This window comes from Acetobacter thailandicus (assembly GCF_011516655.1).
GTDB classification, from domain to species: Bacteria; Pseudomonadota; Alphaproteobacteria; order Acetobacterales; family Acetobacteraceae; genus Acetobacter; species Acetobacter thailandicus.
This window is the reverse complement of the sequence record NZ_WOSV01000005.1, coordinates 81,993-96,289: the sequence shown is the minus strand read 5'-3', so window position 1 is coordinate 96,289 and position 14,297 is coordinate 81,993. Positions and strand designations below refer to the sequence as shown.

The 14,297-nt window shown below is 49.7% G+C and carries 14 protein-coding genes; 9 read left to right on the top strand and 5 right to left on the bottom strand.

From position 1 onward, the window contains the following. Positions 1-29: 29 nt before the first annotated feature. The 9 genes from GOB58_RS08325 to mltG all read left to right on the top strand — a co-directional run bounded on the left by GOB58_RS08325 (position 30) and on the right by mltG (position 8,556). On the top strand, positions 30-1,100 hold the full coding sequence (locus GOB58_RS08325; RefSeq protein WP_086554209.1) for a lipid A deacylase LpxR family protein: 1,071 nt from the start codon (positions 30-32) through the stop codon (positions 1,098-1,100). A gap of 209 nt (positions 1,101-1,309) precedes the next feature. Continuing rightward, complete coding sequence (locus GOB58_RS08320; protein WP_086554208.1) at positions 1,310-1,669, top strand: hypothetical protein; 360 nt, start codon at positions 1,310-1,312, stop codon at positions 1,667-1,669. A 145-nt stretch (positions 1,670-1,814) separates the two neighbouring features. Continuing rightward, a complete protein-coding gene (locus GOB58_RS08315; protein ID WP_173559894.1) occupies positions 1,815-2,567 on the top strand; it encodes a glycine betaine ABC transporter substrate-binding protein in 753 nt (250 codons plus the stop codon). Positions 2,568-2,581: 14 nt separating this feature from the next. Next, positions 2,582-3,841: a class I SAM-dependent methyltransferase gene (locus tag GOB58_RS08310; RefSeq protein ID WP_242005275.1), complete on the top strand. Its 1,260-nt coding sequence runs from the start codon at positions 2,582-2,584 to the stop codon at positions 3,839-3,841. A gap of 104 nt (positions 3,842-3,945) precedes the next feature. Further along, positions 3,946-4,890, top strand: a complete 945-nt coding sequence (gene fabD / locus GOB58_RS08305) for an ACP S-malonyltransferase (RefSeq protein WP_086554205.1) — start codon at positions 3,946-3,948, stop codon at positions 4,888-4,890. Between the two features lie 36 nt (positions 4,891-4,926). Then, a complete protein-coding gene (gene fabG / locus GOB58_RS08300) occupies positions 4,927-5,670 on the top strand; it encodes a 3-oxoacyl-[acyl-carrier-protein] reductase (protein WP_173559892.1) in 744 nt (247 codons plus the stop codon). A 272-nt stretch (positions 5,671-5,942) separates the two neighbouring features. After that, a complete protein-coding gene (locus tag GOB58_RS08295; RefSeq protein WP_006557907.1) occupies positions 5,943-6,182 on the top strand; it encodes an acyl carrier protein in 240 nt (79 codons plus the stop codon). 89 nt (positions 6,183-6,271) lie between these two features. Continuing rightward, positions 6,272-7,549 carry a beta-ketoacyl-ACP synthase II gene (fabF, locus tag GOB58_RS08290; RefSeq protein ID WP_255375961.1) on the top strand — a complete coding sequence of 426 codons (1,278 nt, stop codon included), beginning with the start codon at positions 6,272-6,274 and terminating at the stop codon, positions 7,547-7,549. Positions 7,550-7,584: 35 nt separating this feature from the next. Beyond that, complete coding sequence (gene mltG, locus GOB58_RS08285) at positions 7,585-8,556, top strand: endolytic transglycosylase MltG (RefSeq protein ID WP_173559891.1); 972 nt, start codon at positions 7,585-7,587, stop codon at positions 8,554-8,556. Positions 8,557-8,599: 43 nt separating this feature from the next. Here the strand turns inward: mltG and GOB58_RS08280 are convergent, their stop codons facing one another. The 5 genes from GOB58_RS08280 to GOB58_RS08260 form a co-directional block, all read right to left on the bottom strand. Beyond that, a complete protein-coding gene (locus GOB58_RS08280) occupies positions 8,600-9,439 on the bottom strand; it encodes a lipid-binding SYLF domain-containing protein (protein ID WP_173559890.1) in 840 nt (279 codons plus the stop codon). Positions 9,440-9,533: 94 nt separating this feature from the next. Further along, on the bottom strand, positions 9,534-10,334 hold the full coding sequence (locus tag GOB58_RS08275) for an inositol monophosphatase family protein (protein ID WP_173559889.1): 801 nt from the start codon (positions 10,332-10,334) through the stop codon (positions 9,534-9,536). A 39-nt stretch (positions 10,335-10,373) separates the two neighbouring features. Next, positions 10,374-11,270: a lysophospholipid acyltransferase family protein gene (locus GOB58_RS08270; RefSeq protein ID WP_173559940.1), complete on the bottom strand. Its 897-nt coding sequence runs from the start codon at positions 11,268-11,270 to the stop codon at positions 10,374-10,376. Positions 11,271-11,296: 26 nt separating this feature from the next. Further along, the gene (lpxK, locus tag GOB58_RS08265; protein ID WP_173559888.1) at positions 11,297-12,295 is read right to left on the bottom strand and encodes a tetraacyldisaccharide 4'-kinase; all 999 of its coding nucleotides are present in this window, start codon (positions 12,293-12,295) and stop codon (positions 11,297-11,299) included. Further along, entirely contained in the window at positions 12,292-14,244 is a 1,953-nt protein-coding gene (locus GOB58_RS08260) for a glycosyltransferase N-terminal domain-containing protein (protein WP_265793104.1), read from the bottom strand. The genes lpxK and GOB58_RS08260 overlap by 4 nt, the downstream gene beginning before the upstream one ends. Positions 14,245-14,297: the final 53 nt, after the last annotated feature.

Sequence of the window (14,297 nt, the reverse complement as noted above, 5' to 3'; positions counted from 1 at the left end):
TGCTGTATTAAAAATCAAAGAGAGTGATAATGCCCGCCATCGCCGCCCCTTCTGCGCTCCGGCATAAAGCCACAAAGACTCTCCTGCTGACAGGATGCCTCTTTATAAGCGTCAGTGCAGCGAAAAGCGCGCATGCCACACCTTTACAGGATAAAACAGGGACATGGACTGTCCAGGGTGAGAACGATGCGGTCTCAACTCTGAAAGGTACATCCGATCAGTATTATACCAGTGGCCTGCGCATAAACTGGACATCGGGCACAGATACGCTTCCCGCTCCTATTGCGAAAATCAACAAAGCCATTCTGGGTGAAGGTGTGCAGCGAATCAGCATGGGTATACAGCAGCTGATCTTCACCCCAAGTGACACACAGGTTCGCAGCCCCTGGGCACCCGGGCAGCCACATAACAGCCTGTTACGCACACGCCCCTACAGCGGCGTCTTGCTGGGAACAATCAATCTCATCAACGATACCGATTTATCCCGCAGCGTTTTTGGTATTCAGGCCGGCGTTATGGGACCAGCCTCTCTGGCCAGACAGGTTCAGAACGGCTTTCACAACATGATTGGCGACACAACCAACAAAGGCTGGAGTCATCAGCTGCAGAATCAGATCATCTTCCAGGTTCAGGCTGGTCGGGTCTGGCGCCTGCCAATTGTCAAAGTCTACGGCATTGAGATGGATACCCTGCCATCAGTTGCGGCCGCAGCCGGCGATTTTCAGATTTATGGCAAAATCGGCGACATGATTCGCATCGGTCAGGGGCTAAACAGTGACTTTGGTGTTCCCACTATCACTGCATCAGGTACAGACGGAACAGATGCCTATAAAGCAACGCGTCCCTTTGCATGGTACGTCTTTGGCGGCGTAACAGGGCAGGCTGTTGCCTATGATGCCAGCCTTCAGGGCAACACAATGCGCAGCAACTCTCTGCACGTTGATAAACGGTGGGATGTTGGTGAAATTCACGCCGGTCTGGCCGTCATGTTTTACGGCCTTCGTGTTTCTTACAGCCAGGTATGGCAGACTCAGCAGTTTAAAGGAGCGCGCTCAGGCCTGTTTAACTACGGCTCTGTCATGATCTCTGCGAAATTTTAACACGAAAGCCTAAAAAATAAACTATTGATTAATTTTTAGGCAATTATTTTACCTTCCACTCAAGGTGGTGTGTTTTTTGTGCAACTCAGGCTCTTTTCTGCCTCTTTTGGAGGCGAAAAAGAAACTTTACCGTAGCGGTCCGGATCTGCATCCGATACAAACAGAGGCAACACAGCGCCTCTGATAATGTAATGACAGGATGTAAGATTATGTTGCACACGAACGAAGCATCGTCCGCCTGCCAGATACTTCCATTCCAGCTGGAAATCCTCCCTCATCACCGCGACTATCTTTCACGCTGGCTCGAAGCCGGCCTGCCAATGGGCCTGTGTGATGCAGATGTATTTTCTTCGACCGAGAAACGTGCAGGCTCATCGTCTGAATATGTCGTTGTATGGGTGCGCGAGACCGCTGATCCGGCTTATAAAATTTTCTCTCTTGGCAATAAATGGGTCGTGGTCGATGCCATACGGGAAAATTCACTCGGTCAGTTTTCTTCTTTTGCAGATGCCCTGCTGATGATCCGCCCCGTGCTGCCACGTCAGGAAAAAATTGTTGCAGCAGGCTGATACCGGCTCTGCCGGTATAGTTTTCACCATTTTCTGTCGCTTTACTGCATATTAAGGGCAGAAACTTATTTTAAGGGATTGCATCAAGGGCTTTCTGCTGCTGCAACAACTTTAATCTTAGCTGTGCTGCCAGGGAACCCTTGAAATGACAACCACTCTTACGCTCGCTCATCCGGAAAACACGATACATGAAGCGACTGCAGCGGCCATTATCCGCGTCATTGAAGCGCATGATATTGAACCTGAAGTCACAATTGGTCCTAAAGATATTCTCGGACAGATGCTCAGCGATGGCGAAATTGATCTGTATATCTCTGCCTGGCTGCCAGGAGCTGATGACGCCCTGATTACAAATGGTGTAACGCAGCTTGGCAATTTATTTCAGCCTGGCACGCGCTGCTATCTGCCAGACAGCAACTCAGGGTTTGCGTCGCTTAACGACCTGACAGAAAAAGAAATTCCTTTCTCTCGCACGATTATTGTACAGGATTCCCTGCGCCAGCAGGCCGAAAAAATTATTACCGCATATAACCTGAATGAAGTCGGTTTCACCCTGCAGAGCATGCCAGACGATCAGGCTCTTTCAGCTCTCGCAGACGCGTTAGATAACAATACCGCGTCCCTTATGATTCTGACCGATCCGTGCTTCCTCCTTCATCAGGCCAGCCTGTCATCCCTTGATGAGCCAAAAAACGTTCTTCCTCAGAATAAAGCTGCCCATATGCTGCTTCGCCCGGGCCTCGCTGAAGAAATGGATATTGACCTGCGCGACGAACTTGATGAACTTATGCTCAGCACTAAGATCATCAGCGCCATGGATTACGCCATGCGCACAGAGGGCCTCTCTGCTGATGAAGCGGCTGAGGCATGGCAGCGTGGCAAACTGATTCCGCGCTAAAAGGGGAGCGGACCTTGTCACAACACAACACAACTGATGAGCGCGACAATAGTCTGGCTGCACAGTATGAGTCTTATCCTTACCCTGAGCGCAACCCGCTGGACGAACGAAAAAGGCTGCTGATTGGCAGCCCCAGTCACCTCAGAGAAATTGATTACTGGGTTTTCAAAGCGAGGCGACCACGCACGACCCCACTGAACGTATTGATCGCGGGATGTGGCACAGGTGATGCCGCCATTATGCTTGCGACACACATGACACGAGCTGACCGTTCGGGTGAGGTGCTTTGTCTTGACCGTTCCGATAAAGCGTTATCTGTAGCAAAAGCGCGGGCAGAAGAACGAAAACTTACAAATATCCGCTTCATTCAGGCTTCGATAGATCAGATTCCCTCTCTTAATCTCGGGCTGTTTGATTATATCGACTGCTGCGGTGTGCTCCACCATCTTCCTGACCCTGAAGCCGCGTTACAAATACTGAATAACTCCCTTGCTGCTGATGGCGGCATGGGCCTTATGGTCTATGCACCTTATGGCCGAACGGGGGTTTATATGCTGCAGGATGCGTTGCATCAGCTTGCACCTGTAAGCGACGCGCCAAAAACACGGCTGGACATTGCACGCCGCGTTATGCGTTATCTGCCGGCAACCGCCTGGCTCCGCCAGAATGGTAATTTCGGCGATCATCTGAGCGGTGGTGATGCTGGCTTGTATGATCTCCTCCTCAACCCGAGAGACCGCGCTTATACCGCGCCCAGGTTTCTTGATCTGATCGACAACGCCGGTCTGAAAACAGCATGCCTGCTTGAGCCTGCGCGTTATAATCCATCGCTCTTCCTGCCCGACGCAAAATTACGCGCTGTCATTTCTTCTCTCAACTTCAGAGAGCAGGCGGCTCTTGCCGAATCTCTCGCAGGGAACATGGCCACTCATGTTGCCTATGTCGTAAAAAATACTAACCCGACATTGCCACCGGATTTTATGGCCCATGATTCTGTGCCGGTCATGAGAGAAATCCCCGGTACAGAACTCGCGATGCAAATGACGCCTGATCATATATTACCATTTTCCTTTGGTACGCTGGTGGTTCCCATCGCTCTTCCGCCTCAGGCACGTGGTATTTTACCTTTAATTGATGGCGTTCGGTCTGTCGGTGACATTGCACAGATTCTTGCAACCCGGGGCGTTCCTGACACTAAATTCGAGACAGTATGGCGTGAAACTTTCTCCGTTCTTGAAAGTCTCAACCGCGTACTGCTTCAGGCTCCGTCATAAGCAACGCCTCTGATATCATCTTCTATAATATCAGAGGCAATGCTATGCGAAGGTCTTCGCTTCCATAACAAACACCATCCATTTTTGAGCAAAGTAAAAAGACTATGACCGTTTATGCTTTTGTTTTTCCGGGGCAGGGCAGCCAGTCAGTTGGCATGGGTGCTGACCTTGCAGCCGCTTTTCCCGCAGCCCGCGCTGTCTTTGAGGAAGTTGATGAGGCTCTGGGCGAAAAGCTTTCGAAGGTCATCTTTGAGGGACCGGCCGAAACTTTAACTGCAACAGATAATGCACAGCCAGCCCTTATGGCTGTTTCAATGGCTGTTTTACGGGTTCTTGAAACTGAAGGTGGTCTTGACCTTAAAAAGAAAGCCACTTTTCTGGCGGGGCACTCACTGGGAGAATATGCCGCACTTGCCGCCGGACGCTCACTGAACATAGCAGAGACGGCACGTTTGCTGCGCCTTCGTGGTCAGGCGATGCAGAAAGCCGTGCCGGCAGGTGAGGGTGCTATGGCTGCTATTATTGGCGCAACCCCTGAGCAGGTAAGAGAAATCTGTAAAGCTGCCAGCAGTGACGGAATTGTTGAAATCGCAAATGATAATGGTGGCGGGCAGACTGTTATTTCAGGGCAGACTGACGGCATTGAGAAAGCCATTCTCATAGCGAAAGAAATGAAAATTAAACGTGCTCTGAAACTGCCCGTCTCAGCCCCGTTTCATTGCTCCATGATGCGTCCGGCCCAGGAAACGATGGCTGAAGCTCTGGCTAAAGCCCCTGTTATGCCACCGGTCGTACCTGTTATTGCTAACGTCACCGCCGAGCAGGAAACGGATACTCAAACAATTCGTACAAACCTGATCAACCAGGTCACCGGGCAGGTTCGCTGGCGCGAAAGTGTGGAAAATATGGTATCTGCCGGCGTTGAGTCTTTTATTGAAATCGGAGCAGGCAAAGTGCTCTCCGGGCTGATTCGCCGGATCAGCAGCGAATCATCTGTTCTTTCCGTCGGCACACCGGCTGATATAGAAAATTTTCTGAAAACACTTTAATAAAACACGTTAATTATAAGAGGAAAATTGCAGAATATGTTTAATCTGGAAGGAAAAGTTGCTCTGATCACCGGCGCGACAGGTGGTATAGGCGGCGCTATTGCAACAACACTCCATGAGCATGGCGCTCATGTTGTTCTTACCGGCACGCGTGAACTGGTTTTACAGACGCACACAGAAATGCTGGGTGACCGCCGCGCCAGCTACGTTGTCGCTAATCTTTCCTCCCCCGAAGAAGCCGACACTCTGATTGCCCGCGCTGAAGAAGCCGCAGGGGCTCCTGTTGATATTCTTATCAATAATGCCGGTCTGACACGCGATAATCTTGCCATTCGCATGAAGGACGAAGAATGGGATCAGGTAATTAATCTCGATTTGTCTTCTCCTTTCCGTTTATGCCGTGCTGCCCTGAAAGGTATGCTCCGCAAAAGAAAAGGACGCATTGTCAATATTGCCTCAATCGTGGGGGCAACAGGCAATCCTGGTCAGGCCAATTACTCTGCCGCCAAAGCTGGTCTGATCGGCATGAGCAAATCTCTTGCTCAGGAAGTCGGCTCACGCGGTGTGACGGTTAACGTCATTGCCCCGGGCTTTATTGATACCCCGATGACAAGTGTACTGACGGATGCCCAGAAAGAAAAACTTCTGGCAAAAATTCCGCTGGGAACGCTCGGTGAGCCAAAGGATATTGCAGCAGCAGCACTTTATCTATGCTCTGATGAGGCCAGATGGGTGACAGGCGCTGTACTACACGTCAACGGCGGCATGGCAATGCTCTGACTTTCAGATAACAGCCCATAGAAATCGTGCTTTTTTTTTTCAAATATGCCAGGTAGACATATATGATGTTCTTGCATGAAACCATCTGGAATATATTTTGAGTGGTTGATACTGGCTTGTGTATAAAAAACATGCTATGGGCCGGCACTCTTGTTTTGAGTGGCTATGAGCGTTAAGGCTCAGACCGTAAGTTGCATCAGGATACGACGGACCGCTTTAGGTTCGGATAACCAGTCCCAATTATATATTGGGCACACAGGAAATAGATACAAATGAGCGAAATCGCTGACAAAGTTAAGAAAATCGTCGTTGAACATCTTGGCGTTGAAGAGAGCAAAGTAACACCTGAAGCGTCTTTTATTGACGATCTGGGTGCAGACAGCCTCGACACCGTTGAGCTGGTAATGGCTTTCGAAGAAGCTTTTAATGTCGAAATCCCTGAAGATGCAGCTGAAAAAATCGCAACAGTAAAAGATGCGATCGATTATATCGAAAAACAAAAAGCTGCCTGAAATAAGTATTAGCTTATTCAGGTCTTTAAGAGGGTCCCTCTGATCTGTTGAGGGACCACATTAATTATTTAAATGTGGAGCCATTTCATTTGCGACATTCAGCCAAGGACCGTAGACGCGTTGTCGTTACAGGCATGGGCATTGTGGGGCCTCTGGGCCTCGGCGTAGAGAACGTATGGTCTCGTCTGATTGCTGGTGAAAGCGGTATCGCTCAGATCAGCGCATTTGATCCTGCCGGTCTTCCCTGTCATGTCGCTGGTGAAGTGCCTGAAGGGCCAGCCGCAGAGGGAAAATTAACTCTCTCTGAGTGGATTTCCACCAAAGACCAGCGTAAAATGGACCGTTTCATTTGTATGGGGATGATTGCGGCCACAGAAGCTGTTCAGGATTCCGGCTGGGTACCATCAACTGAAGAAGAGCGTTGCGCAACAGGTGTAATGATCGGCTCAGGCATTGGTGGTCTGCAGACGATTTATGAAACATCATTACAGGTTGCAGAAGGTCGCGCTAACCGCGTTTCACCTTTCTTTATTCCATCTGCTCTGATTAATCTGGTTTCAGGTCATGTTTCTATTAAATATGGCTTTAAAGGACCTAACCACGCTGTGGTAACAGCATGTGCCTCAGGTGTACATGCTATTGGCGATGCTGCTAAAATCATTGCTCTGGGCGAAGCTGATGTAATGGTTGCAGGCGGCACGGAAGCTGCTGTCTGTAAATTAGGCATTGCAGGGTTTTGTGCAACAAAAGCGCTTTCAACCAGTTTCAACGATACGCCTCAGAAGGCATCCCGTCCATGGGACAAAGACCGCGATGGCTTTGTCATGGGAGAGGGTGCCGGGGTTGTTGTGCTCGAAGAATACGAGCACGCCAAAGCCCGCGGTGCAAAAATTTATGCTGAAGTTATCGGCTATGGCATGTCTGGCGATGCTTATCATATTACAGCACCGGCAGAAGGGCATGATGGTGCTTTCCGCGCTATGACTGCCGCCCTGAAAAGTGCAGATATCACAGCCTCTGATATCAACTATGTTAATGCTCATGGCACTTCAACCATGGCAGATGATCTGGAGCTTGAAGCTGTTGAGCGTCTGTTTGGTGATTCTGCCAGGTCCCTGGCTATGTCATCAACGAAATCAGCAACCGGGCATCTGCTGGGTGCAGCTGGCGCTATCGAAGCGATTTTCAGCATGCTTGCCATTCGTGACAATGTTGCCCCACCTACACTGAACCTCGATAATCCATCTCGTGAGAGTGTGATCGATCGGGTAGCGCATACTGCGCAGCAAAGAAAAATTGATGTGGCACTTTCTAACAGCTTTGGCTTTGGTGGCACCAATGCCAGTCTGATTGTACGTCGCGTCTGATAAAGTTTTTTATTTCTGCCGGAAATTAAAAACTAATGCGTAAATTTTTCGTCCTTTTGTGCTTTCTGCTCCTTGCCGGAGCAGGAGGCACATTTTTTTTGCTTAAAAAAGCATATGTCGTACCAGGTCCACTAAGACAGGACACCGCAGTACTGGTACACCATGGCGATCACGCCCGCATTATTAATACACTGCAGCATGAAAGCGTTATCCCTCAGGGGGCCCTCTATGCACGCCTGACCTCTTTCTTTATTTTCCTTACAAAAAAAGACGGGCAGCTACACGCTGCAGAACTTCTTTTCCCTGCCCATGCTTCTATAAAACAAACACTTTCTGTTTTACGTCATGGCCGCCCTATTATGCATAAGCTGACAATTCCGGAAGGTTTATCAGCAGCACAGATACAGGCATTAATTAATAACGCCTCTTTTCTGAGCGGGCATATAACAAGACCAGAGGAAGGGAGTGTACTGCCTCAGACCTATCTTTACCTGCGCAATACCTCTCGTGATGAACTTCTGAAACGCACTCAGGAGGCTATGACCCACGCCGTAGAAAAAATCTGGGAAGATCGTGAGGCAGATGAAAAAATACCGGACAAAAATGCGCTGATCACTCTGGCATCTCTTATCGAAAAAGAAACTTCTGTGCCGTCTGAACGCTCTAAGGTCGCTGGTGTTTTCCTTAACCGCCTGCACAAGGGGATGAAACTACAGACTGACCCTGCCGTGATTTTTGCTCTTACTAATGGACTGGAGCCACTTGACCGGCCTTTAACACATGCTGATTTACAGATCGAAAGTCCCTATAATACTTATCTGCATAAAGGGCTGCCTCCCGGGCCAGTCTGCTCACCTGGTTTTTCCTCTCTTTATGCTGCAGCGCATCCGGCAAAAAGTTCAGACCTGTATTTTATGGCAACAGGTGAGGGAGGTCATAATTTTACGAATGACCTTAAAGAGCATAATAAAAATGTTGAAAATTATTATCGGAACAAAAGAAAATAAGGGTTTTTTCAGGTAAAAGAAAAAACCCTTTATGCGTTAAAGGCTACTTAGCCGGAGACAAAGATTCACTTTTCACCGTGCCAACACCTTTAGATGCTGAGTAAGAAGGCACTGTGTCAGATACAACTGCATCTGAGGCCGCAGCAGAGGTCTTCACTGCCGATGTCGCCTGCTTAACGCCCGCAAGCTTGCTGTAACGCATCAGTACACTTCGCAGCGGATCGGCACCCTGATTATTAACTCTCATTGTAATGAGAATATCTTCCGGGCCAACAACCTGTTTATAATATTGCCGGTTTGCATCGCTGTTTACTTTCAGCTTGCTGCCACCAATTGAAACTCCGGCAAAAGCCCCCTGCGATTTCTGTGCAACATAAATGTCAGTGTTTCTGGCTCCGGCATTACCTGCTTCAGCATTCGTGCTGATCGTTGCAAAATTTGCACTGGCATTCGCATTAAACTGAAACTGACTGTCAAGCAGAGCCTGCAGCCCGCGATCTGTCATAATAAAGAACATCGTCTGAGAGTTCTGAATGCCCAGCTGAATACCAAAAGATCCGGAGCTCATTGTATAAAATGCCGGATCAGACCATGAGCCCCGGGCATCACGTGCCAGCAGTACGCAACCACCGCCGGAGCCACCGAACACGACTGACATTCTGAAAATTGAAGGGCAGATCATGACAGCACGCGCTTTTGCCAGATCAACCGCAACAGCACTGGTCGGCTTTACCCCAAGAAAAATATCCTGAACAGTCAGAGCGGCTTTATCAACCAGTGTCTGATAATCCTGAGCTGCGCTCGCATAGGACGAAGAAGAGCCGGAAAGGGCCACTGCACCGACAGCTAAAGCACAAGCAGAAAAACGACGAACTGACCGCATAATTATGATCTCCATATACCCGGGCAGAAAAACATCTGGTGTGTTTTTCCTTTGATTTTATTAAGCTAACAGAGAGAGGATGAACTGTAACCTCTTATTCAAGAGGAATATTCACTGCCTCAGAAAGAGGGCGGGCAATATGAGGTGCCGCAGCCAGAATAGTTGCGGCACCGGTTAACCCGCCTGTTTTCAGGAAGGGAGAAACGCAGGCTCCCGCTTCAGCCAGCAAAGGCAGGGCAGCGGCAACATCCCATAAGTTAATAACAATCTCGACATACCCATCGAGACGACCACAGGCGACATCTGCCAGTGCCAGAGCGCCGGACCCGCCTGAGCGAGGCATAGCACCCAGCCCCATAATGGCGTCAGTTTTTTCAATAAAAACATCTTTGGGAACGCGATTACTCCAGCCCATTTCAATCATGGCACTGGCCGGATCTTTAACCGAAGAAGCCTGAATGCGCCTGCCGTTAAGAAATGCTCCATGTCCTCGCAGCGCTGTATATACTTCACCCAGAGCAGGCGCCTCTATCACACCGGCAACTGGCTCATCACCTTCAAGCAGCCCCAGAGAGACGCACCAGCGATTGCGACCACGCGCATAGTTTGATGTCCCGTCAATCGGGTCGACAACCCAGCGCAGAGCACCGGCACGTACGACACCTTCTTCCTCCCCCTGAAAACCATCATCAGGGAATAACGTTTTCATCCGCTCTGCAATAAAGGCCTCAACGGCACCGTCAGTCTCTGTCAGCCAGTCCTGGGCAGATTTCTGCGTTGCAACCGGCCCGCCTGAAGGAGGGCGCATCGACATAGCAAGACGAGCTGCATCACTTACAACTGCGCGCGCTGCCTCCAGACGATAAGCAACAGAGGGGCTCAGAACAGAAGACATACCATGCACTCCGACATATAAATTCAGCTGGGATCTGTCTCAGCGTGTTTTACGATATAACGATTTAGGCCAGCGCCGATGTAACCACAACCAGCTTTCAGGCTTTTGTCTTACCCAGCTTTCAAGGCGGTCATTAATCATCTGCACTAATGTTGCCAGATCCTGCTGTTTATCGCCTGTTTGCGGCAAAACCATGGGCGGCTCAACCACAATGCGCAAACGGGCAGGGCCAAGACGCACAACATACCCCGGAATAACCGGGCAACGATATTTAAGTGCCATACTGGCCAGTGCAGGGGCCGTCATAGCAGGCAGACCAAATAAGCGCGCTTCTATGCCGTCATTCATTTTCTGATCAACCAGCATGCCCAGCCTGCCACCTTTTGCCACATAACGTAAAGCCGCCCTGGCGCCCTCAGCTCCTTTAGCAAATAATGGCACAGGGTCGGGGCCCATCGCGGCATCACGCAAAGAACGGATCATCGCATCAACCTTCCGGTTGCCCGCCGCTCTGTAAAACGAAGCAAAAGGAGTGCCGTAACGTGCAACAGCCGGGGGCAGCATCTCCCAGTTTCCTATATGGCCTGAGACAAACAAAACAGGCCCCTGATGTTGAGCCAGTGCCTTCAGATGCTCAGCTCCCTGCACCTCATAACCAGGCTGCCCCTCAGGCGTATTTTCTCTGAGTGTGGAAAGATGAGGAAACTCGCCAGCAGTACGCCCAAGGTTTTCCCATACTCCACGAATAATGTCCTGCCTTTGCTTTGATGTCAGCTCAGGCATAGCCATCTGCAAATTACGGTCAGCAATTTTTGACGGCGGCAGAAACGGACCAAGAAGCCGACAAAATTTTCCGGCTATGTCTGAAGCCCTCACAGGACCTGCTTTTTTCAGGCATGCCAGCACAACAGAGCAAAGCAGAGCCTCAGCTTTCATCAGAGCCGTTTTCTTATTAAAAAAGCTCACAAGCCTGTCTCCGGCATGAGTGTATGCAAAATTTTCTCAGGCACTGCATCATCCTGCCAGACCAGCTCCACATCTGTTACGCTGACAACGGAGCGAAAAAACTCCGGTAATCTGGCATAATCTTTAGGCGTTGTCACAAGCTGTGCCTGATGTTCACCCGCCAGAGCCTGCAAACACTCAAGCTCTGCAGTTTTATAAAAATGATGGTCAGCAAAAGATATGGTTTTCACCAGGGTAATACCAGCCTTCGCCAGGCTGTCAAAAAACTTACCAGGTCGGCCTATACCGGCAAAAGCAATACAGTTTTTATCTCTCAGCGCAATGCTGTCAGCAAAACAGGTTTGCAAACCCGCCTGTATGATTTTTTCTGGCGGGAAACTACCTGCATAACGTGACAGAAAGCCTGTCTTATCCTCACCAATTATCATAATCGCAGAAGCACGTGACAGTGCCCGCTGCGGACTTTCCCGCAACGGACCGGCAGGAAGAACCTGTCCGTTTCCCAGGCCTGCCGCACCATCAATAATCAGCAAAGAAAAATCTTTATGGAGGGTAAAGTTTTGAAAACCATCATCCATAATCAGGCACTGTGCACCACGGGCCACGGCCGCACGCGCTGATAAAGCACGGTTTCCACCGATCCATGTCGGGCTCACTGCTGCGAGCAGCAGTGCTTCATCCCCTACATCTTCAGCTGTATGACGTGTCAGATCAACCTGAACAGGCCCTTTGAGTTTGCCCCCGTAGCCACGCAGTAAAATATGCGGGGTAATATTTTTATTTTTTAAGCGAACAGCAAGGTCGATTACGACCGTTGTCTTACCGGTGCCTCCGGTTGTTATATTACCACAGCATAAAACCGGCACAGGCGCCTTAAAACTGCGCTGCCTCTCTTTTCCTGCGGCAATGAGCTTAACGCCCCAGGCTAAAGGTGAAAGCAGTAATGACTGCCAGCCTGTTTGCTGTTTTTGCCAGAAAAGAGGCGATTGTCTCATGCCTGCACCAGGGCCATAATTTTTTCTGTTAACGTCATCAGTAAACCTGAGTGACCGGCAATAGCTTCTTTAGCGGCGACCGCACGCGCCATCATCACCTGTTTGTCTGACAACACAGAGATGACCCACTCTGCCAGGCTTTCTGCTGAACGCGTTACTGTGACACTCTGACCAAGCATTTCAAAAGCATCGGTAAAGTTTTGGATCAGCGGCCCCGTGGCCAGGGCATTATCAAGCCGGGCAGGCTCAAGCGGATTATGCCCGCCACCATGCCCCTTAACCTCTTCCAGGCTGTTGCCGATAAATACGCAGTCTGAAACACGGTAAAACAAACCCAGCTCATCCAGAGTATCACACACCCATACGGGCATAGTGCTATCAGGGAGCGCCCCCATCGAACGGCGTGGCGCCCCCCCGGCAAGAGCGGCAACAACATTACCACGCTCAGGATGCCGGGGAACGATAACTGTCAGAAGTTGTGGTATTTTTTTTCTTGCAAAAGCAGCCGCCTGCAAAATGATCTCTTCTTCACCCTCATGCGTGGAGGCTGCCAGAAAAACCGGACGCCCCTCAGTGCATTTTTTCACCTGCAGCAAAGCTTTTTCATCAACAGGCAGAGGCGGGGCGGCCATTTTAATATCGCCTGTGGGGCCATAATTCAGACGGCCAAAGGCGGAAAAATGCGCTTTATCCTGCGCCGAGCGCGGAAAAACCCAGCGACACCGCTCAAGCATACGACGAATAACATCAGGTGCTTTTGACCATGTGGCCAGTGAACGCTCTGACATTCGCCCGTTGACCAGGATTACCGGAAGATTTTTAGCATGACACAGGCCGAAAAGATTTGGCCACAGCTCACTCTCAGTGAAAACGGCAACCTGAGGCTGCCAGTAAGACAAAAATCTCTTACCCCAGCGGGGCACATCAAACGGCACAAACTGATGAATGATATTATTATTTGTTTTTAAAGTATTTTTTCTTTTTTCGACAAGCTGAGCAGCTGTCACCGTACCTGTTGTCACAAGCGCATGACAGTCAGGATTATATGTCAGACAACTTTCGACAAGCGGCAAAACTGAAACAACTTCACCAACACTGGCGGCATGGAACCATATCACCTTTCCACTGGGACGAGAGCATGTCGCAAACCCCATTTTCTCACGTACACGGGATGGCAGCTCTTTACCTTTGCTCTGACGCCAGCGAAGGAGAAATGGCAAAGCAGGTGATAAAACGCTTGCAGCACCATACCACAAGCGTGATGGAACAACTTTAACTGGTTTAATAAAAGAAAAATTCTGTGCTGTTTTGCTACTGCGTCTTTTTTCTTCCGCCAGCGTCATTTGCCTGGTCAGACTTTCGGTCAGCTGATGTGTTGCTTTTTCGTTTTTTCTATCGGGATAAATCGGATCTCCACAAACAAAAACACCCCGGCCAAACGGCAGAGGGAAAAACATTTTATCCCATGATTTTAAACGAAAATTTAAACAAGATGCGCCTACGGGTACCACCGGTTTATCCGCCATAGAAGCAATTGCCATGACCCCTTGCTGCACCACACGTCGAGGTCCCCGAGGTCCATCAGGCGTAATGGTAACCAGGCTGCCATTTTTTAAACATGCGCGCATACGGCGTATAGCCGCTGCACCACCTTTATTTTTTCCTTTACGATCAGAAGAGCCTGCAATAGAGCCCACCTGCCATTTCCTGACGATTTCTGCAATAAGCCGCCCGTCAGAGTTCCGGCTGATGAGCACATTCACGCGCAGCAAAGGATTTTGCTGTTTAGCCCACCACCATATTGCCGGAGAAAGTGGTAAGTTTTCGTGCCAGAACGCTATAATACATGTCTGGCCATCCTGCCCGATAAGTAATGCCCGCGTTTTTGGCGCAACCTCAAAACTCCACCGCGTTGTTTTTAAAGCAAAACCAAGATAGGCTCTGACAATATTTGTCAGAGCCTTCTGAAAAAAAGCCTCTTTAACAGAGGGCGTTTTGAGCC

Excerpts from the sequence above, each read along its gene's own strand:
- GOB58_RS08325 (WP_086554209.1), top strand. The coding sequence starts at position 30 with ATGCCCGCCATCGCCGCCCCTTCTGCGCTCCGGCATAAAGCCACAAAG.
- GOB58_RS08320 (WP_086554208.1), top strand. The coding sequence starts at position 1,310 with ATGTTGCACACGAACGAAGCATCGTCCGCCTGCCAGATACTTCCATTC.
- GOB58_RS08315 (WP_173559894.1), top strand. The coding sequence starts at position 1,815 with ATGACAACCACTCTTACGCTCGCTCATCCGGAAAACACGATACATGAA.
- fabD (WP_086554205.1), top strand. The coding sequence starts at position 3,946 with ATGACCGTTTATGCTTTTGTTTTTCCGGGGCAGGGCAGCCAGTCAGTT.
- fabG (WP_173559892.1), top strand. The coding sequence starts at position 4,927 with ATGTTTAATCTGGAAGGAAAAGTTGCTCTGATCACCGGCGCGACAGGT.
- GOB58_RS08295 (WP_006557907.1), top strand. The coding sequence starts at position 5,943 with ATGAGCGAAATCGCTGACAAAGTTAAGAAAATCGTCGTTGAACATCTT.
- mltG (WP_173559891.1), top strand. The coding sequence starts at position 7,585 with ATGCGTAAATTTTTCGTCCTTTTGTGCTTTCTGCTCCTTGCCGGAGCA.
- GOB58_RS08280 (WP_173559890.1), bottom strand. The coding sequence starts at position 9,439 with ATGCGGTCAGTTCGTCGTTTTTCTGCTTGTGCTTTAGCTGTCGGTGCA.
- GOB58_RS08275 (WP_173559889.1), bottom strand. The coding sequence starts at position 10,334 with ATGTCTTCTGTTCTGAGCCCCTCTGTTGCTTATCGTCTGGAGGCAGCG.
- GOB58_RS08270 (WP_173559940.1), bottom strand. The coding sequence starts at position 11,270 with ATGAAAGCTGAGGCTCTGCTTTGCTCTGTTGTGCTGGCATGCCTGAAA.
- lpxK (WP_173559888.1), bottom strand. The coding sequence starts at position 12,295 with ATGAGACAATCGCCTCTTTTCTGGCAAAAACAGCAAACAGGCTGGCAG.